22 protein-coding genes are annotated in these 15,299 nt (G+C 70.1%); 21 read left to right on the top strand and 1 reads right to left on the bottom strand.

Annotation, left to right across the window (positions count from 1 at the left end; all coding sequences use genetic code 11):
• Positions 1-52 precede the first annotated feature (52 nt).
• From ACTWP8_RS20200 to ACTWP8_RS20110, 19 genes are all read left to right on the top strand, one after another.
• Positions 53-2,614 (top strand): DNA translocase FtsK, encoded by a 2,562-nt coding sequence (locus ACTWP8_RS20200; protein ID WP_443323557.1) that lies wholly within the window; start codon positions 53-55, stop codon positions 2,612-2,614.
• Between the two features lie 323 nt (positions 2,615-2,937).
• The gene (locus ACTWP8_RS20195) at positions 2,938-3,582 is read left to right on the top strand and encodes a hypothetical protein (protein WP_443323556.1); all 645 of its coding nucleotides are present in this window, start codon (positions 2,938-2,940) and stop codon (positions 3,580-3,582) included.
• A 513-nt stretch (positions 3,583-4,095) separates the two neighbouring features.
• Complete coding sequence (locus tag ACTWP8_RS20190) at positions 4,096-4,689, top strand: hypothetical protein (RefSeq protein WP_443323555.1); 594 nt, start codon at positions 4,096-4,098, stop codon at positions 4,687-4,689.
• On the top strand, positions 4,686-5,288 hold the full coding sequence (locus tag ACTWP8_RS20185; RefSeq protein ID WP_443323554.1) for a hypothetical protein: 603 nt from the start codon (positions 4,686-4,688) through the stop codon (positions 5,286-5,288). The genes ACTWP8_RS20190 and ACTWP8_RS20185 overlap by 4 nt, the downstream gene beginning before the upstream one ends.
• Positions 5,289-5,485: 197 nt before the next feature.
• Positions 5,486-6,352 (top strand): AAA family ATPase, encoded by an 867-nt coding sequence (locus ACTWP8_RS20180; protein WP_443323553.1) that lies wholly within the window; start codon positions 5,486-5,488, stop codon positions 6,350-6,352.
• A 113-nt stretch (positions 6,353-6,465) separates the two neighbouring features.
• Positions 6,466-6,777 (top strand): hypothetical protein, encoded by a 312-nt coding sequence (locus tag ACTWP8_RS20175; RefSeq protein WP_443323552.1) that lies wholly within the window; start codon positions 6,466-6,468, stop codon positions 6,775-6,777.
• A 157-nt stretch (positions 6,778-6,934) separates the two neighbouring features.
• A complete protein-coding gene (locus tag ACTWP8_RS20170) occupies positions 6,935-7,198 on the top strand; it encodes a hypothetical protein (RefSeq protein WP_443323551.1) in 264 nt (87 codons plus the stop codon).
• The gene (locus tag ACTWP8_RS20165) at positions 7,195-7,836 is read left to right on the top strand and encodes a GGDEF domain-containing protein (protein ID WP_443323550.1); all 642 of its coding nucleotides are present in this window, start codon (positions 7,195-7,197) and stop codon (positions 7,834-7,836) included. The genes ACTWP8_RS20170 and ACTWP8_RS20165 overlap by 4 nt, the downstream gene beginning before the upstream one ends.
• A complete protein-coding gene (locus ACTWP8_RS20160; protein WP_443323549.1) occupies positions 7,833-8,330 on the top strand; it encodes a hypothetical protein in 498 nt (165 codons plus the stop codon). Before ACTWP8_RS20165 ends, ACTWP8_RS20160 begins: the two co-directional genes overlap by 4 nt.
• Entirely contained in the window at positions 8,327-8,479 is a 153-nt protein-coding gene (locus ACTWP8_RS20155; protein WP_443323548.1) for a hypothetical protein, read from the top strand. The genes ACTWP8_RS20160 and ACTWP8_RS20155 overlap by 4 nt, the downstream gene beginning before the upstream one ends.
• Positions 8,476-8,877 (top strand): hypothetical protein, encoded by a 402-nt coding sequence (locus ACTWP8_RS20150; RefSeq protein WP_443323547.1) that lies wholly within the window; start codon positions 8,476-8,478, stop codon positions 8,875-8,877. Before ACTWP8_RS20155 ends, ACTWP8_RS20150 begins: the two co-directional genes overlap by 4 nt.
• A gap of 114 nt (positions 8,878-8,991) precedes the next feature.
• A complete protein-coding gene (locus ACTWP8_RS20145) occupies positions 8,992-9,153 on the top strand; it encodes a hypothetical protein (RefSeq protein WP_443323546.1) in 162 nt (53 codons plus the stop codon).
• A 93-nt stretch (positions 9,154-9,246) separates the two neighbouring features.
• Entirely contained in the window at positions 9,247-9,411 is a 165-nt protein-coding gene (locus tag ACTWP8_RS20140) for a hypothetical protein (RefSeq protein ID WP_443323545.1), read from the top strand.
• A 6-nt stretch (positions 9,412-9,417) separates the two neighbouring features.
• Positions 9,418-9,936 carry a hypothetical protein gene (locus ACTWP8_RS20135; protein ID WP_443323544.1) on the top strand — a complete coding sequence of 173 codons (519 nt, stop codon included), beginning with the start codon at positions 9,418-9,420 and terminating at the stop codon, positions 9,934-9,936.
• An 83-nt stretch (positions 9,937-10,019) separates the two neighbouring features.
• On the top strand, positions 10,020-10,754 hold the full coding sequence (locus ACTWP8_RS20130) for a hypothetical protein (protein ID WP_443323543.1): 735 nt from the start codon (positions 10,020-10,022) through the stop codon (positions 10,752-10,754).
• 49 nt (positions 10,755-10,803) lie between these two features.
• Positions 10,804-11,205, top strand: coding sequence for a hypothetical protein (locus tag ACTWP8_RS20125; RefSeq protein ID WP_443323542.1), 402 nt, complete (start codon positions 10,804-10,806; stop codon positions 11,203-11,205).
• Positions 11,206-11,246: 41 nt separating this feature from the next.
• Positions 11,247-11,777: a WhiB family transcriptional regulator gene (locus tag ACTWP8_RS20120; RefSeq protein WP_443323541.1), complete on the top strand. Its 531-nt coding sequence runs from the start codon at positions 11,247-11,249 to the stop codon at positions 11,775-11,777.
• Positions 11,777-12,217: a hypothetical protein gene (locus ACTWP8_RS20115; RefSeq protein ID WP_443323540.1), complete on the top strand. Its 441-nt coding sequence runs from the start codon at positions 11,777-11,779 to the stop codon at positions 12,215-12,217. Before ACTWP8_RS20120 ends, ACTWP8_RS20115 begins: the two co-directional genes overlap by 1 nt.
• Before the next feature lie 31 nt (positions 12,218-12,248).
• A complete protein-coding gene (locus tag ACTWP8_RS20110; RefSeq protein ID WP_443323539.1) occupies positions 12,249-12,380 on the top strand; it encodes a hypothetical protein in 132 nt (43 codons plus the stop codon).
• A gap of 152 nt (positions 12,381-12,532) precedes the next feature.
• Here the strand turns inward: ACTWP8_RS20110 and ACTWP8_RS20105 are convergent, their stop codons facing one another.
• Positions 12,533-13,159 (bottom strand): HAD family hydrolase, encoded by a 627-nt coding sequence (locus tag ACTWP8_RS20105; RefSeq protein WP_443323538.1) that lies wholly within the window; start codon positions 13,157-13,159, stop codon positions 12,533-12,535.
• Positions 13,160-13,354: 195 nt separating this feature from the next.
• On the opposite strand from ACTWP8_RS20105, the gene ACTWP8_RS20100 reads away from it, so the two are divergent.
• Together ACTWP8_RS20100 and ACTWP8_RS20095 are read left to right on the top strand one after the other, a co-directional pair.
• Entirely contained in the window at positions 13,355-14,560 is a 1,206-nt protein-coding gene (locus ACTWP8_RS20100) for a helix-turn-helix domain-containing protein (RefSeq protein ID WP_443323537.1), read from the top strand.
• 81 nt (positions 14,561-14,641) lie between these two features.
• Positions 14,642-14,890: a hypothetical protein gene (locus ACTWP8_RS20095; RefSeq protein WP_443323536.1), complete on the top strand. Its 249-nt coding sequence runs from the start codon at positions 14,642-14,644 to the stop codon at positions 14,888-14,890.
• The last annotated feature ends 409 nt before the right edge of the window (positions 14,891-15,299 follow it).

Genomic DNA, 15,299 nt, shown 5'->3' with positions numbered 1-15,299 from the left:
GCTCCGCTCGGCCCTGTCACCCAACCCTGCACGACCTGCCTGCCCAATCTCCATGGAGCCCGCTGTGAAGAAGACCCCCACCAAGAAGCCCGCCGCGAAAAAGGCCCCTGCGAAAAAGGCACCGGCCAAGAGGCCCGCCGCGAACAGGGCACCTGCGAAAAAGGCACCGGCCAAGAGGCCCGCCGCGAACAGGGCACCTGCGAAAAGGGCAGTGGCCAAGAGGCCCGCCGGGAAGAGGGCCACGGCGAAGCCGGCGCCCAGCCCCACCAGGATTGTGTACCGGCTCTTCCGCAGTATGGGGCGGGGTGCCAGGAACCTCGATCCGGCGCACCGCAAGGACGGCGTCGCGCTGCTCCTGCTCGGTAGCGCGCTGATTGTCGCCGTGGGCACCTGGGCCGGCCTGCGGGGTCCGGTCGGCGATCTCGTTGAGATCCTGGTGAGCGGCTCGTTCGGCCGCCTCGACCTGCTGGTGCCGGCGCTGCTCGGCGCCATCGCCGTGCGCTTCATCCGGCACCCGGAGAAGCCGGGGAAGTCCGAGGGCAGCGGCCGTATCGTCATCGGGCTGTCCGTTCTGGTCATCGGCGTGCTCGGGCTGGTTCACATCGCCTGCGGCTCGCCAGCCCGCAGCGACAGCATGCAGGCCATACGGGACGCCGGCGGCCTGATCGGCTGGGGCGTCGCGACGCCTCTGACGTTCAGCATGGGAGACGTGCTGGCCGTACCGCTGCTGGTGCTGCTCACCGTCTTCGGGGTGCTGGTGGCCACGGCCACCCCGGTCAACGCCGTCCCACAGAGGCTGCGGGCGCTAGGCGTACGCCTCGGCGTCGTCCACGACCACGTGGCCGACTTGCCCAGCGAGGCCGACAAGCGATACGAGAAGCAGCGGCGCGAGGCGCTGCCCGCGCGCTCCGGCCCTCGCAGGTCCGCCGCCGCGGCGTACGACCACGACAACGTCGAGCAGGGGGCCCTCCCACAGCGCAGGAAACTCAAGACCGCTGCAACGCCAGCGCCCGCCAGCGCCCAACCGCACGGGACGATGCCGTCCCCCCGGGTCGTTCCCGACCTCACCAAGGCGCCGCCCGCCGGCGAGGAACGCGAGCATCCCGCGCGCGCGGAGCAGCTCCAGCTGTCCGGCGACATCACCTACGCCCTGCCGCCGCTCGATCTGCTGACGCGCGGCGGCCCCGGAAAGGCGCGCAGCGCCGCCAACGACGCAATCGTCGCCTCGCTCAACAACGTCTTCACCGAGTTCAAGGTCGACGCGGCCGTCACCGGCTTCACCCGCGGGCCGACGGTCACCCGCTACGAGGTCGAGCTGGGCCCCGCCGTGAAGGTCGAGCGGATCACCGCGCTGACCAAGAACATCGCGTACGCCGTGGCCAGCCCGGACGTGCGGATCATCAGCCCGATTCCCGGCAAGTCCGCGGTCGGCGTCGAGATCCCGAACACCGACCGGGAGATGGTCAACCTCGGCGACGTGCTGCGGCTGGCGGAGTCCGCGGAGGACGACGACCCGATGCTGGTCGCCTTCGGCAAGGACGTCGAGGGCGGCTACGTCATGCACTCGCTGGCGAAGATGCCGCACATGCTGGTCGCCGGCGCCACCGGATCCGGCAAGTCGTCCTGCATCAACTGCCTGATCACCTCGGTCATGATGCGGGCGACCCCCGAGGACGTGCGGATGATCCTGGTCGACCCCAAGCGCGTCGAGCTGACCGCCTACGAGGGCATCCCGCACCTGATCACGCCGATCATCACCAACCCCAAGCGGGCTGCCGAGGCGCTGCAGTGGGTCGTACGGGAGATGGATCTTCGCTACGACGACCTGGCCGCGTACGGCTTCCGGCACATCGACGACTTCAACGAGGCCGTGCGCAACGGCAAGGTGAAGCCCCCGGAGGGCAGCGAGCGGGAGCTGCAGCCGTACCCGTACCTGCTGGTGATCGTCGACGAGCTCGCCGACCTGATGATGGTCGCGCCCCGGGACGTCGAGGACGCGATCGTGCGCATCACGCAGCTTGCTCGCGCGGCCGGCATCCACCTGGTGCTCGCCACGCAGCGCCCGTCGGTGGACGTGGTCACCGGTCTGATCAAGGCGAACGTGCCGTCGCGGCTCGCCTTCGCCACGTCCTCGCTCGCCGACTCCCGGGTCATCCTCGACCAGCCCGGCGCCGAGAAGCTGATCGGCAAGGGCGACGGGCTGTTCCTGCCCATGGGAGCAAACAAGCCGGTGCGTATGCAGGGCGCGTTCGTGACCGAGGAGGAGGTCGCGGTCGTCGTCCAGCACTGCAAGGACCAGATGGCGCCCGTCTTCCGGGACGACGTCGTCGTGGGCACCAAGGAGAAGAAGGAGCTCGACGAGGACATCGGCGACGACCTCGACCTGCTGTGCCAGGCGGCCGAGCTCGTCGTCTCCACTCAGTTCGGGTCGACGTCCATGCTCCAGCGCAAGCTGCGCGTCGGCTTCGCCAAGGCCGGGCGGCTGATGGACCTCATGGAGTCCCGGGACATCGTCGGGCCCAGCGAGGGCTCCAAGGCGCGCGACGTCCTCGTGAAGCCCGACGAGTTGGACGGGGTGTTGGCATTGCTCCGTCCCGTACCCGGCAGTGCGTAAGGAGACGGCGCGACCGCAGTAACGGGACCGAGCATGCCGGCGTCCGTACCCGCCATGGTCGGCCCGACCATCACCCTGACCGTCGCAGCACCGCCAACGCGTTGCCTCATCGTGACCGATGGTCGGGGCTGATGGTCGCCCGCGTGGTCGGGGGCGCAGGGTGCGGTACCTCCATGGACCCCCACTCGTCTCCGCAGCCCGGCACCGGACGGACTGACGTCCGGGCTCCAGACCACAACACCTCTCCGCGGCCGCCTGATCCCAGACCAGGCGGCCTACCTGTGTTTCCAACCCACTCCCGACTCCAGAAGGAGCAGATCTTCATGTTCAGGACCAAGCGAGCCGCCGCGGCGCCTGCCACCCCCATCGGAGCGATCGCCGTGGCGGGCCTCGAATGCGTCATCTTGGCCGCCGCCGCTGCCATCGGAGGCTGGACGGGCGCCAACGCGCCGGGCGTGCCCACTGGCTGGGCCGGGGCGCTCGGGGGCATCCTCGGGCTCGGCCTCGCCGCCGGCGTCATGCAGCTGCTCGACTCGTTCAGGGCGTCGCTGCGCGCACTCACCCGCACCCCGTCCTCCGCGGCCTCCGAGCGGAACGTGGAGGAGCTCGAGGAGACACTGCCCAGCAATACCCAGGACGTCATGGACCTCCTGACCGAGGCGGCCCAGGCCGGTGCCGCCCATGAGGCCGCGTGGTATTCGGGGAAGATCGACCCGGCACACGGCCTGCTGGACAAGAGCAAGCTGTGGGTGGGCATCGACGGCACCAACGCCATGTTCCCCCTCGCCGACGGCGCGTACCTGCACTACCGGAAGAGCGAGGGCAAGCACTTCCCGACCCACGAGTACTCCTTCGTCGCCCCCGCGACCGGGGCCGAGCCGGTCCCCGTCACGTCCATGGGGCAGGTGCGTGACCTCCTGGAGAAGCACGTCACCCGCGAGCTGGAGGACAAGCCGGTCGCGGTCTGACCCTGCCGACCCCCTGTGCCGCCCCGGTCCCTCGCAGGCCGGGGCGGTGCAGAGGCCCGGCAGGGCGGATCGTGCCCGGCGAACACAGGTGCGGCACGGGGGCTCTTTACGGCGTAAAGAACTGCTGCCGCCCCCGGAGTTGATCCACGAGCCCCTCGTACCGGCCTGTCCCGTCTCAACGAACCGAGTCGAGTGGCGATCCGTCTCAACGAATCCAGTCGTCGCAGGTCGACCGGATGGGGTGGCGGCGACGGCTCGATGAGCGGTCGTCTCAACGAAGTTAGTCCGGCCTGGTCAGCGAGCCGGCGTCGACTGGGTTCGCTGAGAACGGACACGGCCGCCACGAGGCCGCTGGCCCACCAGCCGTGCACGTGACTCGTCCTCCCCGACCGGCCCCGCCAGCCGTGAGCTGATCAGTCGCGCTCTGAACGGTCAGCACACGCCTGTTGCACGGCCTCGGCCCAACCCGACAACCCCTGCACCGACCCCACGAGTTGAGGAGTACACCCGACCATGATCCGAACCCGCGCCATCGAGCGACTGGCGCTCTTCGGTTGCCTGCTCGCCGCCTTCGGCGAGATCCACCCTTTCTGCGACCACTGGGCCCAGGGAAGTGAAACCGCCCGCTGCAAGCGTCTCTACGGCCGGCACCTTGTCTACCGCGACGGCGTGAAAGTCGGAGAGGAGAAGGACGATCGCAGCGGCGAGCCGACCATGAGGGCCAGCGAACGGGGCCGCCGGGCCGTCGCGCTCCACGTCGCGACGTACACCGCGATCCAGACCGGCGCGGCCGCCGCCCTCACCCGGGCGTTCGGCTACCGCGTTCCGCCCTCCGCCCTTCTGGCCGGTGCCGCCATCAACGGTCTCACTCACGCCGTGATCGATCGCGGCGCACTCTTCCTATGGCTCGCCAGGAAGGCGGGCCAGGCCGGTTACATCGACCACTGCCAGGCCGTCCGCCTGGACAAGGACGGCGCCCCGCAGAAGGAGATCAACGGGCCCGGTACCGCGTGGATCGAACTCGACGCCGCACTCCACCGATTCATCGGCGTCGGTGCCGCAGCGGTCACCACGTGGCTCGCCACCCGCAGTGGCGGCCGCCGATGAGGGACCTCGATCTCAGCCTCGCTCCCGATCCGGTCGAGCGCCTCGCGTCCCTGCTGCGTCTACGCTTCGGTGAAGCCTGGGTGCCGGATCCGGTCACCGGCGGATACAGCGCACTGCTGCGCACCCGCACTGGCCGCGCCATGTGCGCGACCCCCGACCCGGCGACGAACCGCATCATCCTCCAGGCCTGGGTCGACTGGGACTGGGTGACTCCCACCGCCGTCTACACGGTCGACCCGGCGGGCCACCGTGACCTCGCATACTGGCTGTCGTGCGGTGATCTCACCGACGCCGGTCACGCGATGAAGCAACGGTTGCAGAGCCTGCTCGACCAACTTGAGCCGGTTCCGCCCCTCACGGACGGCGGGGAGCCCGTCGACCTGAACGCCGCCGAGCAGCAGCTCGAGCACCTCGCCGCGCAGGCGGGTGAACTGACCAGGCAATCCGTCCAGTTCACGGCCGGCCTCGTCTACCGGAAACCGGTGGCTGCCGACGCGCAGCACCTGGTCCGGCTGGCCGGGCACACCGCGCGTATCGCCGGACGCGTCGACACGCTGCGCGGCCACGCTCCCACCACCGACAGCGTTCCACGCCGCTGACGGATCTCCGTGCCGTCCCGATCCGGCCCGGATCGGGACGGTGCGGAGGACCGGCCAGACCTGGACGGCCCCCTGGACAGCGGAGAGCATCCGTGTCCACTTCGGCGACTGCCGCCCCCTGATCATGCGCATGATGGGCAGGCGGCCCCGGCCGCCCGTGCTCCGTGCGCGTCCGACGCCCCCTTTGGGAGGACTGCGTGCACACCCAGAGCGAGTCCGCGCTCGCCCCGCTCCCCTTGCCCGACGCCCCGTTCTTGGCTGCCTTGGTCGGCGCGGGCGGCAGCGGTAAGAGCCGCGTCGCCCGGGCGTTCCCGCCCGACTGGCGCCTCGAGCTGGACAGCTTCCGCCAGCAGGCCTCCGGCAGCCCCGGGGACCAGACGGCGACCCCGACTGCGGTCACGGTGTTCCGTGAACTCCTGGAAGCCCGCCTCATCCGAAAAATGCCGACCCTGGTGGACTCCACGAACAGCGAGCGCGGCGTGCGTGCCTACCTGCTCCAGCGCGCTCGGCACTGGCGGATGCCCACCGTGGCGATCGTTGTCCGGACCTCACTGGATGAATGCCTGGCCCGGCAGGGGGCGCGCCCGCCCGCCAAGCAGGTGCCGCCCGATGCCGTCACCCGCCAGCGCGCCGACGTGCCCACCACCGGCCAGTTGATCGAGGAGGGCTTCGACGCCGCGTACTACGCCGACGAACTCGACCTGCTCGGCCTGCTGCTGCGCCGCTCGGCCACCGCCGACCCCGACCCGCTCAACGACGTACGCCACACCTTCGGCGAGGACCTGGCCGGAGTGTTCACATGGCACAACGGGCGCGAGCACGGCTTCGCCACCGGCACGTTCGCCGTGGCCGACCGTGAGATCACGGTGCGCTGGATGGACGACGGCGACCCTTACGACCACCACTGGCAGGCGCAACTCAACCAGGCCTGCACCGACGGCTGCCCCGGCCCGCTCTGGGTGAAGGTCAATGATGCGGCAGATGTGCACTCCGTCTACCTCGGCGGCGCACCCGACGAACCCTGGTGCGACGGCTGCGACAGCCACGGCCTGGCCGTCGGCTGACCTCAGGCACCGATGACGCCGTACTCGCCAGCCTCATCGCCGTCATCGGCACCCTGCTCGGCACGGTCCTCGGAAACCCTCGTCCAGCGGCACACCACCCGCAAGGGCCAACTGTGCACCCCGCAGCCCGCGTCGCCCACCGGCTCGCCGTGCACCGCGGGCACTCTACGACCGCTGGGACATCGCCCGGCAGGAGAATCCCGTTCCCGCACGAGATACGGGCCGCCAACGACACGAGCAACGCCTCCCGCAGCGACGTGACCCTCGCCCTGTACGAGCTGCGCGTCCTGACCCGCGACACGGAGCTGCTACGGCTGCCCGACGCAGCCGTGGCAGCGGCTTACGCGGCGAACTGCGCGGCGAGGCAGACCACGCCTTCCTCACGGCGGCCGCTGCCATCTGAGCCCAGGGTCTTTACGCCGTAAGGACGCTCACGTCACCCCGCCGGGCGAGATGTACCCGTCGCGCTCACGAACCGGACGTGATCCGGCTGCCCCTGAACGGTCACATGCGCGGGGCGCGCCCCTGGCCTGCAAGCACTGGGCGCGCCCTGCTCCACCCCATCAAAGGAGGTCTCACGAGATGAACACAGCCAGCACCAGCACCGCAACCACCCACCCCGGACAGGTTGCCCTCACCTACTGCGCTCCCGGGTGCGATGCGTGCGCCGGCCGCCGTGCCCGGCGTCTCGACTCCTACGGCGGAGGCCAGCCGCGCGCCGAGACCAGCGCCAAGATGGCCGCCATCCGCCACGGGAACGGCGCCCACGTCCACTTCTCCCTCGCCGACGACTGCTTCGCCGTCGTCCGCGCTGTCGACCCAGACACGGACGAGGTGACCGCGTGATAGCCGAAGTCATCACAGCCGCCGCCCTCCCCACGGCAGGCTGGGCACTGACCGCCGGCCTACTGGGCCGCAAGCTGTACGCCGCGCGCCGCGACCCGCTCAGCGGCCTGTGGACCCGCATTCCGTGGATGCGCCGGACGGACCGGCTGATCCGCCGACGGCAGGCCACCCACCTGCTCATGATCGACCTGGACGGCTTCAAGCCGGTCAACGACACCTACGGCCATCCGGCAGGCGACCGTGTTCTGCGGGCAACCGGCGCGCGTCTGGCCGACTTCGCCGCTCAGCACGGCGGACGGCACACCGAGTGCGCGCGCCTGGGCGGGGACGAGTTCGTCGCCACGGTCACCATCAACGACAACGACGTGCGGGCTTTCACCGACGGCCTGGCCCACGAGCTCGCCCAGCCCGTGCCGTGGCCGGGAGGACCGCTCACCGTCACCGCCTCCATCGGCATCGTGCGCATCGCCGACCTGGAGCAGCCATCCGCATCCGCTGTGCTGAAATGCGCGGATGACGCCATGTACGCCGTCAAGAAAGCCCGAGGCGGACACGGCCACCGCGCCCCGCGCCGAACCACCACCGCGAACCCCGGTAGCGAAGCGAGCCTCCAGACGACGGAGGGTGCAAGCCAATGACCTCACCGGACAACGCCGTGGTCGTGGACGGCTTCCTCGACGAGGAGCCCATGCCCGGTGAGCGGGACGACACCGCCCGCTTCCGCATCCACCTGACCGCGGACGGGGACCGCGTCGACGAGGCCGTGCTGCCCTGCGTCGTGGCCAACCCGGAACTGGCCCACTCCGTCCTGAACGAACGCAAGCGGGGGGACCAACTCCGCGTCACCGGCCACCTCCAGCTCCCCCAGGCACCGGACGGCGCCATGTGGCTGGAGGTCCACGCGATCGACGTCCTGCACCCCACGCTGCTCCCGGACACCGACGACGAGGCCACACCGTTCATCGAGCGGTACGCCTCCTACCTGGTCGTCTGCGACACCGACGGTCTCACCTACCTGTGGCACGAGACCGGCGACCAGGTCGGCGCGACCGATGACCCGGCGGAGATCAGCGACCTGATCCACGCCTACGAACGCCGCACCGCCTCAGGCGACACAGGAGGCACCACATGATCGACATCGCATACGCCTGCGCTCTCTACCCGCTCGCCGGCTACCAGCTCACCACAGCTGCTCTGCGTGCCGCCGTCACCGCGGCGGTCGGCGACAGGCGAGACCAGACCCGTGAACCGCTCGTCCAGGAGAAGGAGGAATCGCGATGAAAACTCCTGTGCTGACGCTCAGCGGCGCGCTCGCCGAACCCGCTGTCTTCGACGGCGGACAGGCACGATTCCGCCTACTGCTCGCACCCGAGGGCGACGACGGGCAGGAGCTCACTCCGCAGGAGCACGATATCCGCGAAGCCGTCCTTCCTTGCTCCCTGGCCGATCCCGTCATCGCAGCGGATGTCGCCGCGCTGCAGCCCGGGGCCCCGCTCAAGGTCACCGGCTACCTCGCGCTGCCCGACCAGCCGAACAAGCCCCTGCGCCTGGTGGTGCTCACGGTCCAGCCCGAGGACTCGGAGCACGACGGGGCCTTCTCCGCCCCAGCGTCCACTCCCCCGCAGCGCCCGGCACTGCGCCTCGTACGCACTGCTGCCAGCGGGCCGACCGAGCGCTGACCCACCGCATCAACGTACGGGCGGGCCCGCAGCGGGTCCGCCCGCGCTCTTTGACCGAAGGACTTCCCCGGTGACGCCGGACACCACCGGGTCACCGCAGCCCTCACCCGGGCCGTGCAGCTCGCCGACGCCGGTCAGCTCACCCTCGCGCCGCTGGCCGACCTCACCCCGGTCGAGCCCCCGCCCCGGCCCGCACCGCTCCCGGCACCGGAGCCGACGCACCCGGTGCCCCCGCTGTTCGACCTCCCACCCACCACCGCCGAGGAGAGCCCGTGAAATGCGAACTCGCCGTAACCGCAGTGCACGAGGACGGCAGCACCTGCAAGCACCAGGAAACCGCTACCCGATGCCCCGGCCGCAGCCGCTTCCGTGCCAAGTGCTCCCCCCTGCCCCTGGTCCACCACCGTCAGCAGCGCCGACCGCGCCAACGACGAGGGGCTCAGCCACCTGCGCAGCCACGCCGCCACGCGGCCCAGCACCGGCCGCCAGACGGCCCGCCCCACACACCGCACCCACTCCACCGACGGGAGCTGACCGACGATGACCCACACCACCACGGCGCCGCCGAACCTGCTGCCCGCTCTGCGGGAACTGGCCGCCCAGTCACGGCAGATCACCGAACTCAACTGGGAGCGCGAACGCGCCGAGCGCATCGCTCATGAGCGTCGCAGCGCCGTCGAGTCGGCCGCCGCCTACGTCCGCCTCCACTTCCCGGCGACCCTCGCTCACGTCGTCACCGAGGACGCGTGGGTGGGCTACCGAACCTTGGACGAGAGCGAGACCGAATCCCCCTTCACCGTCCAGGCCTGCGCCGTGGCCTGGCTCGGTGACGGCGTCTGGCTGCACCACACCGAGGTCAACGACGCCCACATCGGAGTGCGGACGGGCCACCTGACCTTGTGGGCTCCCTGCGCCTGCGGCAACTTCCGCGAGCACGAGATCGAGGACGAGTACGTCCTGGCAGAAGCGTTGGACCACATCCACGGCACTGCGGACACCTGCGTCGGTACATGTGCCCCGTCGTCACTGCACACCGACCCGGGTGACGAGGACCTGTAGTCACCCAGCCCTGGCGCCCCGCCCGGCGCGATGTCCACCTCGCGCCGGGCGGCCGGCACCACCACCCAAACAGGATCCGCGCCATGAACAGCCTCGATCACCACCACGACAACGACAACGGCACAGCAGGAGCTACCCCGATGACTACGCACGCGATCCGCACCGCCCAGCCGGAACCGGCCGCCGACACTGCCCCGGCGTACGACCCGATGCCGTCTATCTCCCGGCTGATCACCGAACTGGTGCAGGAAGAGTTCTGGACCCGCTATGCCGAGGTGCGCGGCGACGCCGAGCTCTTCCACCCCGACTACCTCGCCGACCGCAAGCGCACCGCCCTGCTGCTGCGCGCGGTCATAGCCGATCTGGTTGCGCTCGCCGATCCGGCCAACACCCGGGCCGCAGCCGACGCCGCTAAGGCCGCGAACGCCGTACGCGGTGCCAACTGGCTCACGACTCGCCCTGCCCAGGCCGCCCGCGCGTGGCTGCGCGACCAGTACCACGAGTGGGAGAACAGCCCGGTGCCGCACCCGCCGAACTGCCCCGGCGGCTGCGGCGGTTCCGGCGAGACGCTGACGATCCTGACCTGGCAGGACGACGGCACGCCGCTCCACCCGGAACCGGTGTGGTGCAACCGCGGTGAGCCGGAGGACCCGCACGGCCCCGACTGCGGCTGCCGCGGCACCGGCTACACCTACGACCCCCGCTACGGCGAGCGCAACCTCTGCCTGGCGTACGAACCGCAGCAGGGTCAGGACCACCCCGCACCCTCGGCGGACCCGGACGACCCGTGGGCCAGCGCTCCGCAGCCCACCCGGTAGCGTCCCGGCCCCGATGACAAATCGCCGTTCTGATCGGCCCTGACTCGCTATGGAAGCGGAACCCACGCCGTCGGAGACTCGAGCCCAGGCCTCGCGCCGTCAGGAAGCTGAGGCCAACCGTCGTGCAACCGAGGAGGGCCGGGCGCAAGCCGAGCGGACTCGCGCCCAGCGGCTCACTGAGGAGAAGAAGCGGTGGGATGAACTGGTGGCCGCCTGCCCCGTACCGGTCACCGTGCGCAAGAACCTCAGCGGCGGCAGCCGGATACGTGACGGCGCCAACGTCGGGGCCCTGACCCACGTCGTCCCCGAGACCGATGTCGTTTCCGGAAAGTCCCGGCAGCACCTTGCCGGAAGGGCCCTGCGCCCCAGCCGCACGCGGCCGCAGCGGCTCGGCGAGGTCCGCTTCGTCTCCGATCCGCCGAAGGGCCGCCGAAACGACGACCACGCCTGAACTCCTCCCTGCTTCGACCACTCCGCAAGGAGAGCCCGTCCATGAGCCGAACCCGAACCCCGGCCCCCATCGAGGCCGATCCCCGAATCCCCTTCCCCCACACCGACGCGCCGCTGGCGTGCCGCACCAACCCCGCCTGGTTCGCCCACGAGCACGGCCAGACCAGCCCGGATGACGTCGCCCGTATCGAGCACGCCCGTACGGCCTGCCGCAGCTGCCCCATCGCGGACGGCTGCCTGAAATGGGCGCTCGCCAACGCCCCCTTGATCCCGACCGGCATCTGGGCGGCGACCACCGCCCGGCAGCGCACCACGCTGCGCCGCCGTCTCCAGCTCCGCCTCGGAATCGACTGGGTCGGCGTCGTCGCCCAGGCCGACCGCGACCGAGCCCGACGCCAGGCGCCCAGCCCGCCCGCCGCCGACCCGGCCCCCGCGGCTAGCCCGATGTGGTCCAGCCACTACGAGCCCTGGCGCGAGCCAGTCACCCCCGAGCAGCAGAAGCGCAACCAGGAGCTGCTGCTGCTCGCCCAGCGCACCACCCGCAATCCCGAGACCTTGGCGGAGGCCAGCTGATGGACACCACGCACCTCGCCGTAGACGGCTTTGTCGACGCCGTCCCCACCCCGGGCCCGCGGGACACCGTGCAGTTCGAGCTGATCGCCTCCCCCGCCGACGACGGGACGGGCGACACCGACACCGACACGGTGTTCGCCTGCATCACCGGAGACCCCTTCATCACCTACGCGCTGCTCACCGAGATACAGCCCCGCGACCTGCTGCGCGTCTCCGGCACCGTGGTCCAGCTCGAGCACCCGGGCGAGGCCGCCCGACTCACCGTCGACGCCCTGGAGGTCCTGGCCGCCGCGCAGCTCCCGGTGCTGCACGAGACGGTCCTGACCGCTACGGCCCGTACCTCTGCGTTTTCGACGTCGACCGTGACCATGTCCCGGTCTTCACCGAGGACGGCGCCTGGGTTGGCGAGGCGGCCAGCCCCGACGCGATCGGCGACCTGATCGACGCCTACGAGAACGGCGGTGACGACTGATGCCCGCCGCCACGTCGCAGCGCACCGTCCTGGAGCGGTACCCCGCCGGTCACCCGGTCCCCCGCACCGCTGTCGACGGCCTCGCCCTCCCCAGGACCCACCGCACCCGCGAACAGGAGCCCGCCCGATGAAACGCCGCCTCGTCCGCCGCTGCGGCCAATCGTCTCCAGAGCCATGACGCCCGACTTCACCCACCTCGTCGAGAGCGCTGGCTTGACAGACTGGTCGCCGCAGGCATCGACACCGATGCGCCCTTAACGGCTGCGGTCCTTCCCGTGATCGCTCAGGCAGCCGCGCTGACGAGAAGCGCGCCGAGCTGAGCCGCAGTGGCCTCGGGGTCCGTCGTGTGGTGAATCGTACGGATCCCGAGGGCTTCTGCCGGCGGAAGGTTCTCGGCGTGGTCGTCGACGAATACGCACTCGGGACCCGCCAGCTCGAGCACGTCCAGAGCCCGCTGGTAGATGGCCGGCGAGGGCTTCCGAACCCTCTCGACCTCAGAAAGGATCACTGCATCGAAGCAGTCGTACAGCCCCAGGGCCTCGTACGGGTTGTACGGCTCCAGGCCGAAGCTGTTCGAGAGCATCGCGACCTTAGCGCCCGCCTCGCGGGCACGCTGAGCGGCTGCCACGATGGCCGGCTCCGGCCGCAGGTTCGCCAGAGCGCGCCGCATCAGGTTGGTCGGGTCGATACCGAGAATTCCACCGATGACCTGGTTCCATTCCTCCTGGGTGGCCCGGCCAACTTCGAGATCGGCGTAGACACGCACGCCGTCGGGGTGCTCGTTCAGCGCGTGAAAGTAGGCACCCGGAGTGAGCCCTTCGGATTGCTCAAACGCTTGTCCGTTGAGCCTCATCCGCGTGGTGAGGACGCCGCCGAAGTCGAGGATCAGGCCGCGGTAGGAGGGTGACAAGGAGGCTCCTTGCGAGATACGCGCGTTCGGAGGGAAGGCTGCGGTCCCCCGCCACGGACGGCAGGGGACCGTTGAGTGCCCTCCCATAGGGAGAGGCCTCCAGTATTACCCGGCCGCGTCCGGAATGGGCATACGCTCTTAGCGAGTGCCCAACCCACGCGGAGAATAGGTCAATCCATGCTGAACCTACGCGAGTTGTTCACAATCGGCCAGCGCGTCAAGTACCAGCGAGAGCGCCGCGGGATGTCGCAGAAGGGGCTCGGCGAGCTGATCGGCAAGTCCGAGAACTGGGTCTTCAAGGTAGAGCACGACCAGATTCCGATTGACCGCATCTCGGTCCTCGTGCAGCTCTCCCGGGTACTCCGGTGCAGCATCGAGGACCTGACCGGCGGCTTCCTGTCCGGCGTCAGCACCGGCCTGGACACCGAGCATGAGCACGTCCCGGCGATTCGCAGCGCGCTTGCCCTGCCGTCTTCCCTGCTGCCGAGCAACGTCGGGTCGGTGAGCGTCCAGGACTTCAAGGAGTCCGTCGACGACGCGTGGACGGTGTACGAGACGCAGTCCAAAGGCCGGTACCAGGACGTAGGCTCCCGCCTGCCGCAGCTCCTGCGCGTCGGTCACGCCGCCCTGCGTGACACCAGCGGTGACGAAGAGCAGGTGGCTCTGCGACAGCTCATCAGCCTCTACGGCCTGCACCAGATTTGGCTGCGCCGTGTCGGCGAACCGACGCTCGCCCGCATCGCCGCAGACCGGGGCCTGGCGCTCGCCGACAGTGCGGGAGACCCCGCGCTCATGGCGGCGGCCGCCTGGAATCTGTCCTGCGTCCTCACGTCCGCTGGCGAGGTTCACGACAGTGTGGAGCTTGCCCGGCAGACGATCGCGAGCTGTACCCCGAACGACAACTCCTCGGTGGAACACTGGTCGGCGTACGGGGCCCTGCACCTGCAGGCCGCCGTCGCCGCCGTCCGCGCGACGAAGGGCCCCGTTGCGTGGGACCTCTACCACGGCGCGAAGGCCGCCGCCCAACGGGTCGGCGCGGATCGCAACCACTGGCACACCAGCTTCGGCCCTACCAACGTCGCGATGCACGAGGTGCACCTGACCGCCGAAGAAGGCAATGCCAGCGAGGCCCTGCGTCTGGCCGACACTGTCGAGATCAATCCCGAGCTGCCGCTGGAGCGCCGCACGCGGTACCTGATCGAGGTCATGAACTGCAACCGGATCCAGCGCGACGACTACGCGACCGTGCACGTCCTGGGCAAGCTCCGGGAGCAGTCGCCCGAAGAAATCGTGTTCTCTCCGCTGGTCAGGGAGGCCGTCACGGATCTCCTGAAGCGCGAGAAACCGCTGTTCCGGGATGACCTCCGCAAGGTCGCCGCCCACATCGGGATCGCCGCCTGACTCACCCAGACCCCTGAACTGGGATCAGCCCTGAATTTTTTTCAGGGCTGATCCCGGGAAGTGGCCCTACGTTCATGTGGCATGACGATGGGTCACAGCCAGTCCCAGCCAGCGGTGTCCTTACCCGCCCTGCGCATCGAACGCGCTGAGGGTCGGCCGGTACACCACACTGAGGCGGGCCGTATCGCGGTACCGCTCACCCTCATGCGCGGCGCCGAGCCCGTCGAAGACATCGTGCTCGTACTCACCGCCGAGCAGACGGAAGCGTTCCACGGCGAACTCGGCGAGCTGCTCTACCCCTCTCGGTCGGCCACAGAGGCGGCGTCGTGACCGCCCCGCGCCGCACATTCGGCGAGTGGATGCGGCGCCTCACTCTCGCCGACGCCGCGGCCGCGCCCGCGCCTTCCCCGTCGGCCCGTCCGGTCCTCCGCCGCGTACCGGGACAGCGAACACGGCGTGCGGCACTGATGACGTCGCTCGTCGAGCAGCACGACGGGGGTGCGGTGAGATGATCCCCACCCTCGCGGACCCGCTGTTCGCCCTCCTCGACAGCACCGCCCTGGAACTGGAGTGGGCGGCAGAGCCGCCACGGATTCCCGCCAACCAGCCGTATCGCCCGCCAGCGAGCCGTATGAGCAGACCTTGCGCTGGCTGCTGGACCACTTCAGCTTCGTCGAGCATGTGGCCCCGCCGACACCGCTGCAGGCATGCCCGTGATGACCGCCGACCCCTACCTCCG

It is taken from the genome of Streptomyces sp. 7N604, assembly GCF_052245475.1.
Lineage (GTDB): Bacteria > Actinomycetota > Actinomycetes > Streptomycetales > Streptomycetaceae > Streptomyces.
Note: the sequence above shows the minus strand (reverse complement) of the source record. Positions and strands in the feature narration are given on the sequence as shown.